The organism is Microbacterium sp. CFBP 8794, assembly GCF_014841235.1.
GTDB lineage: Bacteria > Actinomycetota > Actinomycetes > Actinomycetales > Microbacteriaceae > Microbacterium.
Window position 1 is genome coordinate 262,854 of the sequence record NZ_JACYTT010000004.1, and the last position, 14,675, is coordinate 277,528.

Consider the following 14,675-nt stretch of genomic DNA (forward strand, 5'->3'; position numbering starts at 1 on the left):
ACCGGATGCCGAAATCCGACCTAGGTCGCAACAATCCGCAATCCGATCCCCCGGGGGTCCCGAAGACCCTGTGTAAGCCGCTCCACGGTGAACCGCCCCTCGCACCGGGGTGTCCCTGACGGGTCGCAGACGCGATCCGAATGATTCTCGGAGGAATGTCATGCTCATCAACAAGAAGCCCGTCGTTGCTGGTCTCGCCCTCGTTCTGGGCTCGGCCTTCGCACTCACCGCCTGCTCCGGCGGCTCCACCACCTCGGGCGGCACCACTGAGGAGAGCATGGCTCCCTCGATGGCCGCCTCGCCCTCCGCTTCGGCGTCGTCGTCGATGATGGACCCGGCCGCCAACCTCGTCGGTGCCGGCTGTGCCGACTACGCCGCCGCCGTTCCCTCGGGCTCCGGCTCGGTCGCCGGCATGGCTGCTGACCCGGTCGCGGTCGCCGCCTCGAACAACCCGCTGCTCACCACGCTCACCGCGGCGGTCAGCGGCCAGCTGAACCCCGACGTGAACCTGGTCGACACGCTGAACGGCAGCGAGTTCACCGTCTTCGCTCCGGTCGACGACGCGTTCGCCAAGATCGACGCCGCCACCATCGAGGGCCTGAAGACCGACTCGGCCACGCTGACCAAGATCCTCACGTACCACGTGGTTCCCGGCCAGATCACCCCCGACGAGATCGACGGCACCCACACCACGGTCGAGGGCCAGGACGTCACGGTCGCCGGTTCGGGCGACTCGATCACGGTCAACGGCTCGGCCAACGTCATCTGCGGTGGCGTCCAGACCGCCAACGCCACGGTGTACCTCATCGACTCGGTGCTGATGCCCCCGATGTAATTCTCGACTGCGCGGTTTCCGCGCACTCGATCGGTCGATCAACGACCGAAGTAGACGGCGAGCGCCGGACCCCAGGCGAGGGGGTCCGGCGCTCGCTTTCGTTCGTGGGTCAGTCGTCGATCGCGCGGACGATCTCATCCTGGACCAGGCGCGCGGCGACCGGACCCGCATTCATGAACCAGGGGTCGAAATCGACGGCCACGGAACGCCCGTCGGCGACCGCGTTCAGGGTCGGCCACAGCGGCGCGTCCTCGATGAACGCCAGGCCCTGGCCGGTTCCCGCGTAGAACAGGCGATCGGCGTCGGCGAGGTCGATCTGTTCGGCGCTGATCTCTTGCGACGTCTCGTCGAACTGCTGCGACGCGGGCCGCCCCAGCCCCAGATCCTCGGCGATGCCGCCCGCGAACGACGGCACCCCCATGATGCGGGTGCGGTCGCCCGTCGACTGCAGGAACGACACGGTCGGCTCCCCCTCCGGGTGCGTCTGCGCGAACGCCGCGCTGTCGGCGTGCAGAGCGTCGAGAATGCCGCGCGCCGCGCCCTCGTCGCCGAGGGCGTCGGCGATGAGCAGGAAGTCGCTCTTCCAGTTGACGCCGTTGCCCTTGGTGACGACGGTCGGAGCGATGGCCGAGAGCGCGTCGTACAGCTCTGCGCCGCGCGTGGAGTTGATGAGGATGAGATCGGGGGCCGCCTGCGCGATGGCCTCGAGGTCGGGCTCGGTGCGCTGGCCGATGTCGGTCATGGCGCTGAGGGCCGCGGCATCCTGAGTGAAGGCGTCGACGAGGTACTGCGGCACGAGCCCGCTGTTCTCGGCGCGCGTCGCGGCGGTGGGGACCTCGCCGAGGGCGAGGAGTGCGTCGAGCTGACCGGTCGACACGACGGCGATGCGCGTCGGCGCGGCGGGGATCTCGGTCGCCCCCTCGAAGTGCGTCACCGTGCGCGGGAAGACGCCGTCCGGCTCGGTCGAGCCCATGCCGGGTTCGAGGTCGCGCGCCACGACCCATTCGCCGGTGGAACCGGCTTCGGCGTCGACGGTCGACGCGGGGGCGGGCGAGCCCGAGCAGCCGGCGAGGGCGAGCACGGCCGTCACGCCGATGACAGCGCCGAGGCGACGAGGACGAAAACGGGTGCGGAAGGACGGAGAACGAAAAACAGTCACCAAGTGAGGTTATCCTTACCTTCGTGTCTGACCTCGCCACCGTCACTCCCCCGACGGCGGTCACGAGACTCATCACCCGTCACAGGGCCGCGCGCATGCGTCTGGTGGCTCTGACCGTCGCGATGGTGGTGGCGGTCATCGTGCTCACCGTCGCCAGCCTCGCCGTCGGGTCGCGTGCGCTCGCCCCCGCCGACGTCATCGCCGCCCTGTTCTCGGACCGGCGAGATGCCGCGGGCGTGATCGTGCACGAACTCCGTGTTCCGCGCACGCTCACCGCCCTGCTGGCCGGCGCGTGCCTCGGGGTGGCGGGTGTGCTCATGCAGGCCGTCACCCGTAATCCCCTCGCCGATCCGGGTTTGTTGGGCGTCAACGCGGGAGCGGCCGTCGGGGTGGTCGTGGCGATCGCGTTCTTCGGCGTGGGGACGGCGAGCGGATACGTCTGGTTCGCCTTCGCGGGAGCCGCGTCGGCGGCCCTGCTGGTGAACGCCGCCGCCCGTCCCGGTCGCCGCGGCGACACCGTCGGACTGATCCTGGCCGGAGTCGCGCTGAGTGCGTGTCTCGGCGCGGTCGTGCGCATCATCACGCTCGCCGACGACGACACGTTCGAGTCGTTCCGGTTCTGGGCCGTCGGCTCGTTCGAGCGGCGCGATGCGGACGTGGCGGCGCAGGTGCTCCCGTTCGCGATCGCGGGCCTGATCCTGACCCTCGTGATCGCGCGGGGACTCGACCAGCTGCGCCTGGGCACCGACCTGGCCCGCTCGCTCGGAACCTCGCCCGCCCTGACGATCGTCGGCGCGGGCGCGGCCATCACCCTGCTCTGTGCCGCCGCGACCTCGGCCGCGGGGCCGCTGGCCTTCATCGGCCTGATCGTCGCCCACATCGTGCGCCGCACCGTCGGCGGCGACGTGCGCTCGACGATCGTCCTCGCCGCCCTGTCGGGTGCGGCGCTCACCCTCGCGAGCGATGTGATCGGACGCGTCATCGCGATACCGGGCGAGGTCGAAGCCGGGATCGTCGCGGCGTTCGTCGGGGCGCCGCTGCTGCTCTGGCTCGTCGTTCGGAGGGCGTCGTGATCGCCGCATCCCACCCGCCGAGCCGCACGCTCCCCCGACGGCGGCGCCGCGCGACGCTCGTGGTCGGCGTGACGATCGCGATCGCCGTCCTCGCGGCGATCGCCGGCCTGACGACGGGTTCTTTCCACACCTCGTTGCGCGACGTGGCATCCGCCCTGGTGGGAACGGCCGACGGGCCCACCACCGTCGTTGTCATGGGAATGCGCGTTCCACGCATGCTCGCCGCCCTCGCGATCGGCGCGGCGCTGGGCCTGGCCGGCGCGGTCTTCCAGACCCTGGCACGCAACCCGCTCGCGAGCCCCGACATCATCGGGTTCAGCGCGGGCTCGGCCACCGGCGCCCTCGTCGGACTCACGCTCATCGCGCCCACCGCGTCGCCCGCGGCGGGCGCGTGGATCGGCGGCATCCTGACGGTCGTGGTCGTCATGGCGATCGCGCGCAGCGTCGGCGTCTCGCGCGAGCGGACCATCCTCGCCGGCATCGCGCTGAGTACCCTGCTGGCGGCCGTGAACGACTACCTGCTCACCCGCGCACCGATCGAGATCGCCCGCAACGCCGACCAGTGGCTGCACGGCAGCCTCGTCGCGACCACGCTCGACGACGTGGCCCTGCTCGTCGGGGCCCTCGGGGTCTTGGGATTCGTCCTCGTCCTGGTGCATCGCGACTTCCGCACCCTCGAGCTCGGCGACGACACCGCCCGCTCGTTGGGCGTTCGCATCGGGCGCCTGCGGCTGCTGCTCGTCGTGGTCGCGGCTCTTCTGACCGGAACCGCCACCGCCGTCGCCGGTCCCATCGGGTTCATCGCCCTCGCTGCCCCGCAGCTCGCCCGCCGCACCATGGGCACGAGCGGGATCCCCCTGTGGGGATCGGCCGTCACGGGTGCCACGGTGCTGCTCGTCGCCGACGTCATCGCCCAGCGGGCGCTGGCACCACTGCAGATCCCCGTCGGATTGCTGACGGCCGTCGTCGGAGGCGCCTACCTGTTCTGGATCGTGGCGCGAACGCGTCGGTGAGCACGAGCTCGTCACCGCGCCCGGTAAGCTGGACGACGAGGGCCTCTAGCTCAGTCGGTAGAGCATCGGACTTTTAATCCGCGGGTCGTGGGTTCGAGCCCCACGGGGCCCACCAAACTTGTCTTACTCGAACAAATTGCCCTGAGATAAAGGTTGCTCGGGGTGGAATCTAGAGCGTCAGCGACATCGCTGACGCTCTTTGCGTTAGACGCCGCCCACTCGGCAGCGGCCTCCTGAATGAGGGCGACTGGCTCGTGAACCTCACCCCGCGCCCGAACCTGGTGCGACTCGTCCTCCAGCCAGAGAACTGAGAAGAAGGCCTCAAGGATCCGCCGCTTGATTGAGTCGGAGGCTGAGACGTAGAAGCTATAGGGGCGCGCGAGGAGATCCAGGTATGCCAACACGGTGTCGGCATGCCGCTGGATCTGCTGGTCGGAGCGCTCGAGCTTGTCAACGATGTTCCGGCGCTGCACCGCGAGGGCGCGTAGACGGGATCTCACCGCGTCCGCAGCGAGTTCCCCATCCGCAGCGATGTCCAGCAAATTCGACTCCTGCACCTCTAGCTTCTTCAGCTGAGCCGCGAGTCGGGTACGAGCTTCACGCTCACCCTGCTGCTGAACGCTAAGCGCTTCGTGAACATGCCGCTTCATCTCTGCGGCGAAGTCAGGAGCAAGCGTAAGCGCCTTCACTTCCCGAGCAACCGCACGCTCGAGATCTCTCACCGGAAGATGGGGAAGGTCACAGGTCGCTTCTTGGCGTCCCCGGCACAGGAAGTAGCCGTAAAGCTGTCCGGATCTGTTCCGCGCTTCGGTGTAGATCATTCGATGCTCTCGCCCCGACTCTAGGCACCTGTCACAACACATCAGGCCACGGAGGAAATGCGCGTGGATCTGGTCGCGCTGCACAGGGCGCCGGCGAGAAGCGAGAACCTCTTGCACCCGCTCGAACGTCTCCGCCGAGACCAATGCCTCGTGTCGGCCGTCGAACACCTGCCCCTTATACGTCACCATCCCCAGGTAGTACGGATCGCGGAGAACCAGGCTGAGCTGGTTTAGTGAGAGCGGCCCCTCTTTCCACTTCGCCGTCGGACGAGTCGTCAGACCTTGTACCGCGAGCTGATCGCGCACCGTCGACATGCTGAACTCCCCCGTCGCGTACTGCTCGAAAGCCCATCGAATGAAAGGGGCGCGCTGAGGATCGACGTCGATCGTGTTGACCAATCGTCCGTCGAAGTCCTTACGCACGTTGAGGTAACCAATCTTGGCGCGACCGGTTGTGCCTCCGCTCATCGCCTTGTGCAGCATCTTCTGCTTGATGTCCTCGCCGCTCTGGCGGACTTGGACTTCGTTCATGATGTCGGTGACAGCTTCCATGGCGTCGGCCATGTACCCCTCGCCGAAGTCCTCCTTGGCGGAGATGAGTTTCACCCCCATACTCGCGAGGATGCGCTTCGTGATTGCCGCGTCAGCGAGGTTACGGAAGGCGCGGGAGCGCATGTAGATCACCACGTAGCTGATGTCTGGGTGTTCCTCGATATACCGCAGCATCTCGCGAAAGACCGGGCGCTTGGCGATGGACTGAGCCGAGTTCCCCGGCTCAACGAACTCGGCCGCGATGGGAGCTTTGGCGCGTCTGGCGCGCACGAGACAGGCTTCGCGTTGGGTGGCGATGGAGTTCCCGTCGGCATCAATGTCGATCGCCGTAAGCATCTGACGCGGCGTGGACACTCTCAGATAGACGACCGCGTGGCCGTCGCTTTGCTCGGCGATCGACGGTGCAGAGCCGTCGAGACCGAGGAGCTGCTCCCAACCCGAGAATGATGTCCTGCGCGGGGGTGTAGTTGATTTGCTCATTCTTGCCTCCTTTCTGCCCACTGTTCGGGCGGACGTAGCTCCTTGATTTACGCTCACTTCACCTCTTAAGTCGAGATGTTTGGCGTTGTGGTTTTATCATCGTTGATCTGGGGAAAACTCGCGCTGCTACTTGTAGAAGACGTGCCACCAGCCGTCGAGGCGGACCAGGTCGTAGGTGTCGAAGATCTGGATGTCGATCGCGGCCGTGTTCCAGGTGAGGTGGTCTTCTGGGATGCCTTGGGTGGTCATGACGTTCTTCACGGCGTCCAGCCAGCCGAGCCATTCGAGGACGTCGCGGCGGAACTGGCTGAACTGCTCCCAGGCGTCGAGGTACGCGGTCGAGAACTTTTCGTCCAGATCGTCGGCCGCCGCGTCGGTGTCGGACAGCAGCAGGTACGCCGCGAAGCCTGCCCCCGCTTCTTCGGCGAGGGTGAGGAGGCGGAGGGCGTGGTTGGGGTTTTCGAGGGTGGCGAGGGTGGCATCGACAGCGGCGGCGGCTTCGGGGCCGAACCGGTCGTCGTTCCAGGAGCGGTTCTCGGGGCCTTGATTTGGGGGTGGCGTTTCGGGGTTCATGGTTCCTCCTTTCGTAGTGAGGATGGGCGGGTGTCGGCCGGGCTGATCGTGGCGGCGAGCTGGTCGGGTGTGATGACGGTGAACAGCCGGTTCGGGAGCGCGGGGTCGGCGTGGATGGCGTCCGCGAGGCGCTGCACGCGCCGCGGTGTGGGCACGATCCAGAGCACCCCGGGGAACACGCCGTGCTCGGCTTGGGCGCGCCCGGTGGCCTTGTAGGCCGCGTAAGTGCGGCACTTGGCCAGCAGGACGGGGATGCTCTCGGTGCCGAGGTCGATTTCGAGGTACCAGAGGTCGTCGTATTCGTCGGTGGTCAGGTGGGCGAAGAGGTCTGGCTTGAGGATCCAGGCCGTCCCGGCGCTCGTCACGAACGATCGCCAGGTGTTTGGCTCGAGGTCGACGCGCTCGATCGCGAACGCTCCGCTTCGGGCGCGGTGGATAAGGGCGACGTGGGTGTCCGTGATCGTCAGGGTGTGGGCGAGGAACGGCGTGGACACGGCGGCGAAGCGTCGCCTGCGGGCGCCTTCTGGTCGGGTGAGGCGTTCGCCGGCGGCGTCGAGGTACCAGATGGTGGCCGCAGACCCTCGGGCGGTGCCGCCGACGCGTCGTTCGAGTCGGGCGATGAGCCGGTTATGGAGGAGCCGGTGAAGGACACGGATGCAGGCGCGGGTCCCGGCGGTGAGGGTGGCATGCTCGGCGAAGAACACGTCGCGCAGGTGCGTGGTGGTGGCGTACCGGTGATCGTTCAAGAACGCCAGGATCTCTTCGTCGCGGACGGATAGCTCGGTCCGCAGCAGCACCAGCCGGGATGGTCCTGCTCCGGTGCGCGGTAAACGCATCGTCATGAGCGCCCCCTGTCGTGTGGGGCGTCGATGGTGTCGCGGGCGCCGAGTTGGTCGGCGGCGGAGCACTCCGCCAGAGGCGGAGTAGTCCGCTCCCAACTGAGGCCATGAGCCGCAGAATCACGCGGGAATGCGGGGGTGGAAGTTTCAGCGATCGGACGGGCGAACGGACGAGCGACCGGACACGCTTCCCCTCTTCTCAGGTTGTCGAGTTGGGTGGTCATGGGCGGGCCTTTCGGCGTCGCCCGATGGGTTCAGCGTCACCCTCATCACCCGCTCCATCACCCTTGAGGGTGACGCCCACGTCACCCTGCTCGGGGGTCGGAACGGTCGCGTCGGTCGCGGGCGGGTTTTGACTCGTGACCTGGGATCCGTAGCGCAGGCGACTCTCGGCGAGCACCGCATCGGGGTCGGAGAGGGTGACGGGCGGTGGGAGCGTGACGGCAGAAAACCAACCGGACTGCACGCCACCAGCCATGAGATCGACGTAGACGTGGTACGGCGGCAGCTTCATCACGTCCTCCGGCGTGAGGGCGGAGTATCTCGTGACAGCGGCGGCGTCGACCGGGTCTGCTTGGAATTGGATCTTGTTCCTCGCGTTCGCCGCGATGCCGGCGAGCAGGCTCGTCGGCATCTGAGCCCGGTGCTGGTGGGCGAGGTGCCAGGCGACGTTCATCGACCGGGACTGCTCCAGCGCTTCGCCGAGATCGGACTCGTGCTTCACGAACATCTGGGCTTCGTCCAGGTAGATCGAGACGGGGCGGCGCTGCTCTTTTGGCACCTCGGCACGGGCCAGGGTCAACTGCCAGAGCTGGCTCACGAGCAGCGACCCGACCAGCTCGGCCGCGACCGGCCCCAAGAGTCCCCGGTTCAGAGGTACTACGAGGACGCGGGGCTTGGTGAACAGGTCGCGGAGGTCGAAGCGCGGTGCAGGTTGATCCAGCACCGCGCGGATGGACGGTCTCAGGAGGAACTGGCGGAGTCTCGTTAGGACGGGGCCGATCATGGCGGCGCGGGCTCCGGCGCTCGTCGCGTCGTACTGCGCCCAGAACTCCACCAGTGACGGGTCGGTGATGGTCTTCGTGAAGCTGCGTCGGTAGGGGTCGTCGGTGAGCAGGCGCGGGAGATCTGCGAGGGTAGTCCCTTCTCGTCCGGCGAGAGTCAGGAGCGAAGCGTGAACGGCGTCGCTAGTTCTCGGGCCGAACGCTGACGGGAACAGGCCACGGAAGACGGCGAGGAGGCGGTCGGCGACGAGCGGACCATCCTCACCTGCCCCGGCGAAGGGGTTCAGCCCGACCGGGTCGGGGCTGATTGGGTCGAGGACGACGACGTCGCCTGAGCGCGACTCCGGGATGACGGTGAGAACGTCCATGGCGAGGTCGCGTTTGGCGTCGATCACGACCACACTCCGACCTGCGGCGATGTCGGCGGCGATCAGGTTGAGGAGCACGGTGCTCTTACCAACTCCATTTGGTCCCATGGCGTGGGTGTGGCGGACGGCGTCTTTGATCGAGATCCCTACCGGCAGCGCTTTCCCCGGAGCGTTGGTGGTCGCGAACACCCGGTCCTTGCTGGGCGCGAACCCGATGGGCCGGGCAATCCGGCGTGGGTAGATCGGCGGCATCCCCGGCAGCGGCGTGTCACCCGTCGGCCACCCGACCAGGCAGAGAGCCTCGGCGGCGGTCAGGCGTAGCGGCTTCCTCGTCGGGATGACTGCCTCGTCGACCAGCTCGGGGCGGTCGGAGACGAGATCGATGCGGGTCGACCCAGTCTGCAGCTGACGAAGCGCGGCGAGGACAGCGTGCACCAAGAGTCGACGGCGGACAGGGCTGGCAGCACCGACGCCAATGCGGATGGTGGCGCGGAAGCGGTACTGGGCGAGCTTGTCCCGCAGGTCCGCTCGGATCTCCAGCGGCGCGGGGCGGCTGCCCTTGGTGATGAGGTCGAACAGGCTGAGGTTCGGGTCCGGGGTGGAGGCCGGCAGCGGCTGTGGTGGGACGCTGGCCCCGAGAACGACCTGTAGCACCAGGACATCTCCCTTCCCCACTGCCCCCGACAGCGCCGCGTAGAGGCCGCGGAGGCCGGCTCCGGTGGTGTCGAGACTGAGGCCGAGGTTGCGCTGCCGGATACGTACTCGCCCTGCCCGCTCCACCGGCACCCGGTTGGACTCAAGGTCGGTGACGGCGACGCCGGGAAGAAGCCGACGGAGGCTGCTGCTGACCGCCGACAGCGTGGTGCGGTGCCCGCCCATGAGGTGACGGATGCTGCCGTGTTCGGCGCGGGCTTCGAGAACGACAGGTCCACGGGCTTCGTCGGCGGCGAGCGTTTCAAGGAAGCCGAGCGCGGTGGCCGCGTCGAAGGGCCGCGGCCAGTGCAGTTGACGCCAGGTGTCAGTCATCGGCGTCCCCGTCGAAGGTGTCGACAGGCGTCGCGTCGGTCTTGTCGAGGTTCGCGGGCTTGGTCGGCTCGCTGCCCGTGGTGTTCGTGCGGCGCTTCGCCTCCTCCATCGCAGCGTGCTCAAGGAGGGCGCGGGCGAGCTTGTCGTAGTCCGGGTGCTCTCGGCGTTCTCCGCGGACGCGGATGCGGTATTCGCGGCGCGGGCGGCCTCGCCCACGCTTCGGCGACGAGGAGCGGCTCATTGGCGGGCTCTCTTCACCACCGGTCGCGGCGCACGCGCAGCCACCAGACGAGCCCGCTCGCGACCAGGACGACGGCGAGTATCACGAGGAGCCAGACCCAGATCTGCTGGATGAGCCAGACGGACAGCCACAGCAGCAGTGCGACGAGGAACACGGCCCAGGCGAAGGCCTTCGCGGCCTCCAGCGGGCCGCGGTCGGACGAGGGCATGGCGCACTCCATTCAGGCGGTCGATGAGGGATGTCAGGATCGGGGCAAGGCGGCTAGGCATGGTCAGCCTCCTGATCACGGGTGACGTGATTGTCGACGGACTTCGTCTTGATGTCGCTGGGCACGGGGTAACCCGGGATCGAGATGGTCGCTGAGACGGAGTCACCCCAGACGTCATCCCAGTCGCTTGTAGGTGCCGGGCGACGAGCAAAGAGCTCCAGGTAGGGGCCGGGGCTGAGACGCTGGATCATGACGTGGACCTCCTCCGGCTTGTGGGAGTGGTCCTGGCGCGGCAGCATCGCGAAAGAGCGCTGGCCGCGAAACTTGACCGGCAGCTTCCCCTTCACGCCCAGCAGCAACGTCTCGTGCGCGTGGCGGAAGTACTGGCCAAGGCCCATCTGGTCCTTGCCCCAAACGAACTCGTCCTTGAACTCGAACCCCCAGCCGCGCATGATGTCCTCCGCGATGTAGCGGGTGGCCGGGTAGCACCAGAAGTAGAGATGGGCGTTGTCGGCGGCGAGGTCGCCAACCGGCATCGCCTTGATGCGCTCGAGGGTCATCAGGTTGTAGTGGCGCTCGGCACCGTATTTCCCCTGCTGACCGGTCGGCCAGGGCACGTCGGCGAGAATCGTCTTGTATCGTCGGCGGCGGCTCGTCGAGCCTTCGACGGCGGTCTCCTTGGTGACGTTCGGCGAGATACCTGTCTTCCCCTCGGGGGGCGTATTGATGTTGGTGGTGTGCATGGTTGTGCTCCTTCCGGCAGCGGTCTTTACCCGCTGGGAATGACGGCCGAGTATGAGGGGCCGTGCGGGGCTGCCCCCTGGTTATGCGCTTTCAGCTGCGTTTCAGCAACCGTCCGATCGCGCCATGCGAGAGCCCCGCCAAGGTCCCGCCAGAGGTGCGGGTGTGGATAACCGTGAGCACGTTGCGAAAAGCACACGCGCTCTTCCACAGGAGGCAAAAGCCGCCCACGTTATCGACGGGCGTACTCGTCAGGGAGGGGGCCGGGGCGGCGCAAGCCACGCACACGTTTGTGATGTCACCACCCCGGCCGGTTCGGAGGTCTACTCCTTCGGCACCTCACCGCGAGCCAGGTACGACTCGCGGATAAGGGCCTTGCGGGCCTCCAGCGCGTCCCCACCGAGGGCAGACGCAATCTGGAGAATCGTCTGGCGGAGTTCGGCCTGGGTGCGGTCGAGTTCCGCCTCGATACGGGCACGCTTGCGATCACGCCGCTGGCGCATCCAGTTCTCCAGAGGCTGGCGACCGAAGGCGATCACGAGGAGCACCACGATGTAGATGGCGAAGGCAGCGACGTAGACGCCGAGGATACTGAGCACTTCGACGACGGGCAGAGGCACGGGGTCACCACCGGGAGATTGCCTGGGCTGCGCCCATCGTGAATGAGTCAACGATGTGCTTGTAGCGGGCCTCGCCGAGCGGGGCCACTTGGATCAGGTGTTGCTCCAGTGCGGTGAGAGCGCCGACGCTCTGCAGCACGGAGTTGGTCAGGAACGCGCGGCCCTGCTCCTTCACCTCCGCCACGATCGCCTGACCCTGCACACGCTCCACCTCGCGGCCCGTCTGACGCTGCATACCAGCGCCCATCTGAGCCAACCCGGTGGAGGTGAAGGCACCACCCAGCGGCGCCAGCTCCTTCTTCGTCTCGAACATGAGACGACTCCTTTCGTCTGACCTGGTGGTAAGACCAGGGCCACCGAAGTGGTGACGAAGGTGAGCTTAAAAGCGGGCATGACCTGGGCTAAAGCATAAGCGTGATAACACCCCTGCTACCCTGAGGGGCATGAGCTCGGGGCGGTACCCAGACGACGGGATGCCGTTCGCGCCCGAGATCCCGGAGCGGTGGCGCGAGTTCGCCGACCGCCGCGAGGCGCTGCTGATTAACTACGGCTACAACACTGCGCGGGCCTACTGGGCGGACTTACAGGACTGGTTCGAGTGGGCAGTGGAGCGCGACAAGGATGTGCTGGCGCTTACAGAGCAGGACAAGAAGCAGTATGTGGCACTGCTTCGGCGGCGGAAGTACAGCGAGAGCACAATCAGGCGAAGGCTCCTGGTTCTCCGGCTTCTCTCAGGGGATCAAGGACGGCAGAGACTATGAGCGCAGTTCACATAGCAAGTAAGTCGAGCGACGCCGACGGGCTCCGATTACAAGCTGAGCCAGATTCCGAAGTGCCCTTATTCGCGATTCACCCAGTGGCAAATGGATGCGGTCTAGACCACTCTGACAAGAACAGCCGCAGCATCGTCCGAAATCTTAATCCGTGGGAATCTGTTTCGAGGGTCGGGACGGCATTCGATGTCTCGTATGTCACGGCATCGATCTGTTAGCGAGACCTCGTCGGGTTTGTCCAGCATGTCCTGCCACGAAAAGAGGTGAAATAACTGCACACCGCGGGCGAATCCGTCCGTAGCAGCGACGACGGTCGACTCCGGAGAGATACTAATCTGGCCATAACGGGCATGCCTAGCGATATCACGCTTGGCCGCAAGCACCCAATATCCATGGGGCGTATTCATGTCTGATTCGCGGCGCTTCGTCAAGAACGTTGCGAAACGCGCATCGTCCAAATCAGCACGTGCTGCAATGACTTCAACCTCGCGCCGTTGCATGACGTCATTCTCCACAACGGTTAGGCGGTGCGAATGGCCGTCCTGGACAGCGAGGCTGATGTCGCCCAGGCACACCCACGACAGCCGGTCTCCATTGACCCGGGCGATGAGGACCGAACACGACGGTGGATTGTTGCGGTGCACCTGACGAGGATCGAGCTCGTCAGCCACAACACCAGCGATACGCGATAACAGTACCGCTAGATCCTCTTCCCTCTGGCTGGACTGAATCATTCGACTCACAGTATCGACCAACCAGTAGACGTCTTTCGAAGTATTTAACTCGCCGCCGGAGGCAGGCGTTGCACCATCCACTGCCCAGAGCGTATGAGAGTTGGCGCCAATGCGGTCCTGCGACGCAACGACCGAACTGCCAGCGTCGTTGATCAAGTCCAACGTATTGAGTTGCATCACGCGTGAATCCAACCACCAATCCAAAGAGCAACCGCGGCCGCGGCTAGTGATGCCACAGCCCCTGCGGCCGCCAGTCGCCAACTACCCAGCCTGAACGACACGGCGAAGCCGCAAAACACAAAAAGAATCAATGCACTCTGAAGTATCATGAGTGCGGCGGCCGTCGCAAAGTCTGAGGATGAGGACGACGACGAGAATGCCGTTACGATCAACGCGATGACGGCCGCGAGAAGCCCGAGCGTCGCAATCAGTTGACCACGAAATTCCCGCAATTCTCTCATTGCTCTTGCTTCGACGGAGAGCGTTTTTTGCTGCTGTTCCAGGAGATTAACCCGCTCTTCGATGAGCCTATACTCGGTCATTCTCGCCGGGTAGTCCATCGATTGATAGTCCTCGGCCTCCAGTGCGCGCCGTATGGACCGCCTTGCGTCATCGAACTTCCCTTGCAAGGCGAGGATCCGCGCCGACGTCGCGTGGTACTTCGCATACTTACCTTGGCTTAGCGAGATCGCACGGCGACAAGTCTCCTCAGCTTGAGCGATCTTCTTCCGGCCGACGCCCAGACCTCTTTCCTCCGCCGCTGCCACGAGTTCGGCGAAACCATGAAGAACGCCCGGGACCAGCGGCAAACTCGCAACGGCTCTGGCCATGTACTCCAGAGCCGTGAGCAAATGACTTGCGTCGATGCCCTTCATTCGCTCCGCTTGCGACCGCAGCACATCGAATAGAGGGAAACCTCCTAATGTACCGTCGTATTCTTCGACTAGTCGAATGTACTCCTCCGCACGGTACTCCCGCCATAACCTGACACCCGTGGCGTATACCGCCGCAAATCGAATATCGTTAGTAACCTGAGAATCAATCGCAATCTCGCTGTAACGACTGAGATCTCCCTGATTCGCAAGAATCCGTCTCACTTCGAGCCCGAAGTCGTGCGTATCAGGAGCGGGAAGATTGCTCAGGGCCGTCTTTAGCTCTACGGTTTTTCTTCGCAAGATCAGCCAATCAAGTTAATTCCATCGTGACTGCGCACGTAGGGCATGGCGTCGCCAAGAGTATCCAGAAGTCGGCACGCGAAAGCTGGCGGCATCGAGCTTTCTATCTCAGCCCGGGGCATCCAGCGGACCGAGCGCGCCTCAGCAGTTGCTCGTGGTGTTCCATTCTTGATCTGACACCTGAAAACCAGAGCGATCACACCAATCTCGGTGTTCTTGTATACGCCCGAAAGATGCAAAGGCTCAACATCCACGCCCGTCTCTTCGAAAACCTCACGTATCGCACCGGCCCGAGGGTCCTCATCTTTCTCGAGTACACCCCCGGGAAGCTGCCAGGCGCCGTTATCCATTCTTTCTATAACTAGAAATGAATCGATGCGTTCGTCGTAAACTACACCGGCAACACTGACTGAATGTCTATAGCTCATTTCCATACTCTC

16 protein-coding genes, 1 tRNA gene and 1 pseudogene are annotated in these 14,675 nt (G+C 65.4%); 5 read left to right on the plus strand and 13 right to left on the minus strand.

The genetic code is table 11. From position 1 onward, the window contains the following. Positions 1-160: 160 nt before the first annotated feature. Positions 161-835, plus strand: coding sequence for a fasciclin domain-containing protein (locus IFU19_RS12125; protein ID WP_192014039.1), 675 nt, complete (start codon positions 161-163; stop codon positions 833-835). A gap of 109 nt (positions 836-944) precedes the next feature. Here the strand turns inward: IFU19_RS12125 and IFU19_RS12130 are convergent, their stop codons facing one another. Further along, positions 945-1,994, minus strand: coding sequence for an iron-siderophore ABC transporter substrate-binding protein (locus IFU19_RS12130; RefSeq protein WP_342343415.1), 1,050 nt, complete (start codon positions 1,992-1,994; stop codon positions 945-947). A 23-nt stretch (positions 1,995-2,017) separates the two neighbouring features. Between IFU19_RS12130 and IFU19_RS12135 the strand changes: the two genes are divergently transcribed. The 3 genes from IFU19_RS12135 (at position 2,018) to IFU19_RS12145 (ending at position 4,195) form a co-directional block, all read left to right on the plus strand. Then, positions 2,018-3,067 carry an iron chelate uptake ABC transporter family permease subunit gene (locus IFU19_RS12135; RefSeq protein WP_199858744.1) on the plus strand — a complete coding sequence of 350 codons (1,050 nt, stop codon included), beginning with the start codon at positions 2,018-2,020 and terminating at the stop codon, positions 3,065-3,067. Then, the gene (locus tag IFU19_RS12140) at positions 3,064-4,080 is read left to right on the plus strand and encodes an iron chelate uptake ABC transporter family permease subunit (protein ID WP_192014042.1); all 1,017 of its coding nucleotides are present in this window, start codon (positions 3,064-3,066) and stop codon (positions 4,078-4,080) included. Before IFU19_RS12135 ends, IFU19_RS12140 begins: the two co-directional genes overlap by 4 nt. A 39-nt stretch (positions 4,081-4,119) precedes the next feature. Beyond that, a tRNA-Lys gene (locus tag IFU19_RS12145) sits at positions 4,120-4,195 on the plus strand. Positions 4,196-5,054: 859 nt separating this feature from the next. On the opposite strand, the pseudogene IFU19_RS17155 reads toward IFU19_RS12145, so the two are convergent. The 9 genes and pseudogenes from IFU19_RS17155 to IFU19_RS12190 form a co-directional block, all read right to left on the minus strand. Beyond that, positions 5,055-5,933, minus strand: a pseudogene (locus IFU19_RS17155) (recombinase family protein); the annotation flags it as partial. Positions 5,934-6,059: 126 nt separating this feature from the next. Then, entirely contained in the window at positions 6,060-6,506 is a 447-nt protein-coding gene (locus IFU19_RS12155) for a hypothetical protein (protein WP_192014044.1), read from the minus strand. Next, positions 6,503-7,348, minus strand: coding sequence for a replication-relaxation family protein (locus IFU19_RS12160; protein WP_192014046.1), 846 nt, complete (start codon positions 7,346-7,348; stop codon positions 6,503-6,505). Before IFU19_RS12160 ends, IFU19_RS12155 begins: the two co-directional genes overlap by 4 nt. Before the next feature lie 217 nt (positions 7,349-7,565). Continuing rightward, positions 7,566-9,743, minus strand: coding sequence for a type IV secretory system conjugative DNA transfer family protein (locus tag IFU19_RS12165; protein WP_192014048.1), 2,178 nt, complete (start codon positions 9,741-9,743; stop codon positions 7,566-7,568). Continuing rightward, entirely contained in the window at positions 9,736-9,984 is a 249-nt protein-coding gene (locus tag IFU19_RS12170) for a hypothetical protein (RefSeq protein ID WP_192014050.1), read from the minus strand. Before IFU19_RS12170 ends, IFU19_RS12165 begins: the two co-directional genes overlap by 8 nt. A 13-nt stretch (positions 9,985-9,997) precedes the next feature. After that, positions 9,998-10,192, minus strand: coding sequence for a hypothetical protein (locus IFU19_RS12175; protein WP_192014052.1), 195 nt, complete (start codon positions 10,190-10,192; stop codon positions 9,998-10,000). Between the two features lie 53 nt (positions 10,193-10,245). Next, on the minus strand, positions 10,246-10,935 hold the full coding sequence (locus IFU19_RS12180; RefSeq protein WP_192014054.1) for an MT-A70 family methyltransferase: 690 nt from the start codon (positions 10,933-10,935) through the stop codon (positions 10,246-10,248). A 321-nt stretch (positions 10,936-11,256) separates the two neighbouring features. Then, a complete protein-coding gene (locus IFU19_RS12185; RefSeq protein WP_192014056.1) occupies positions 11,257-11,553 on the minus strand; it encodes a hypothetical protein in 297 nt (98 codons plus the stop codon). A gap of 4 nt (positions 11,554-11,557) precedes the next feature. Then, positions 11,558-11,866: a hypothetical protein gene (locus IFU19_RS12190; protein ID WP_192014058.1), complete on the minus strand. Its 309-nt coding sequence runs from the start codon at positions 11,864-11,866 to the stop codon at positions 11,558-11,560. A gap of 130 nt (positions 11,867-11,996) precedes the next feature. On the opposite strand from IFU19_RS12190, the gene IFU19_RS12195 reads away from it, so the two are divergent. After that, complete coding sequence (locus tag IFU19_RS12195; RefSeq protein WP_192014063.1) at positions 11,997-12,314, plus strand: site-specific integrase; 318 nt, start codon at positions 11,997-11,999, stop codon at positions 12,312-12,314. Positions 12,315-12,427: 113 nt separating this feature from the next. On the opposite strand, the gene IFU19_RS12200 is transcribed toward IFU19_RS12195, so the two are convergent. The 3 genes from IFU19_RS12200 to IFU19_RS12210 all read right to left on the minus strand — a co-directional run bounded on the left by IFU19_RS12200 (position 12,428) and on the right by IFU19_RS12210 (position 14,669). After that, a complete protein-coding gene (locus IFU19_RS12200; RefSeq protein ID WP_192014067.1) occupies positions 12,428-13,240 on the minus strand; it encodes a protein phosphatase 2C domain-containing protein in 813 nt (270 codons plus the stop codon). Then, the gene (locus IFU19_RS12205; protein ID WP_192014069.1) at positions 13,237-13,935 is read right to left on the minus strand and encodes a hypothetical protein; all 699 of its coding nucleotides are present in this window, start codon (positions 13,933-13,935) and stop codon (positions 13,237-13,239) included. The genes IFU19_RS12200 and IFU19_RS12205 overlap by 4 nt, the downstream gene beginning before the upstream one ends. Before the next feature lie 302 nt (positions 13,936-14,237). Further along, positions 14,238-14,669 (minus strand): NUDIX hydrolase, encoded by a 432-nt coding sequence (locus IFU19_RS12210; protein WP_192014071.1) that lies wholly within the window; start codon positions 14,667-14,669, stop codon positions 14,238-14,240. Between the last annotated feature and the right edge of the window lie 6 nt (positions 14,670-14,675).